Source organism: Acinetobacter sp. AB03, assembly GCF_058107045.1.
The window spans coordinates 3086737-3087615 of the sequence record NZ_JBUEBA010000002.1; the positions used below are offsets into that span (position 1 = coordinate 3086737).

The window sequence follows — 879 nt, forward strand, 5'->3', positions numbered from 1 at the left end:
TTGGAACAGGGCAAATTCCACTGGGCTAAAGTTCACCAGGGTGAAACCCTGGCACTCAGTCCAGAACAGTTACATGCACTGATCCAGGGTTTGCCTTGGCAGCGCATTGGACGACAGCAAGTGGTCACAATGCTCTAAACTAGCTTGATACATTCTGCTATTCTCCAAACGTTCTATTTCATTCTCTTCATGACCTCAGGCATATTGCGGTCATGAATACGCTGCCTGACTTAAGCCAACTGACCCATGAACAACTGCTGGAATTTACCAGACAGTTGGCAATGCAACATCAGTCTTTGGTACAATCAAATCAAGAATTAGAAAAATCAAACCAACAATTAGATACCAAAGTTCAGCATCTTGAAGCATGCAACCAACATCTCTCTGTTCTCAATCAAAAATACGAGCATGAACTGGCGCTGTTTAAACAGCACAAATTCGGCAGTAAAAACGAACATCTCACCACGGCGGTTGGAACAGGGAAAATTTCACTGGGCTAAAGTTCACCAGGGTGAAAGTGTAGCCCTCAGCCCAGAACAGTTACAGGCACTGATCCAGGGTTTGCCTTGGCAGCGCATTGGACGACAGCAGGTGGTGACGATGCTCTAAACTAGCTTGGTCCATTCTGCTATTCTCCAAACGTTCTATTTCCTCTGCGTCATGACCTCAGGCATACTGCGGTCATGAATACGCTGCCTGATTTAAGCCAACTGACCCATGAACAACTGCTGGAATTTACCCGGCAGTTGGCAATGCAGCATCAGTCTTTGGCACAATCAAATCAAGAATTAGAAAAATCAAACCAGCAATTGGATGCCAAAGTTCAACATCTTTCCATTCTCACGCAAAAATACGAGCATGAGCTCGCACTATTTAAAC

1 protein-coding gene and 2 pseudogenes are annotated in these 879 nt (G+C 45.1%); all 3 read left to right on the forward strand.

Features of this window, described 5'->3' with window-relative positions:
• Positions 1 to 212: 212 nt before the first annotated feature.
• Positions 213 to 464, forward strand: a pseudogene (locus ACY3FQ_RS15530) (IS66 family transposase); the annotation flags it as partial.
• Positions 409 to 609, forward strand: a complete 201-nt coding sequence (gene tnpB, locus ACY3FQ_RS15535) for an IS66 family insertion sequence element accessory protein TnpB (protein WP_489774318.1) — start codon at positions 409 to 411, stop codon at positions 607 to 609. The pseudogene ACY3FQ_RS15530 and the gene tnpB, both read left to right, overlap by 56 nt.
• A gap of 74 nt (positions 610 to 683) precedes the next feature.
• Positions 684 to 879, forward strand: a pseudogene (locus ACY3FQ_RS15540) (IS66 family transposase); the annotation flags it as partial.

Excerpts from the sequence above, each read along its gene's own strand:
- tnpB (WP_489774318.1), top strand. The coding sequence starts at position 409 with ATGAACTGGCGCTGTTTAAACAGCACAAATTCGGCAGTAAAAACGAAC.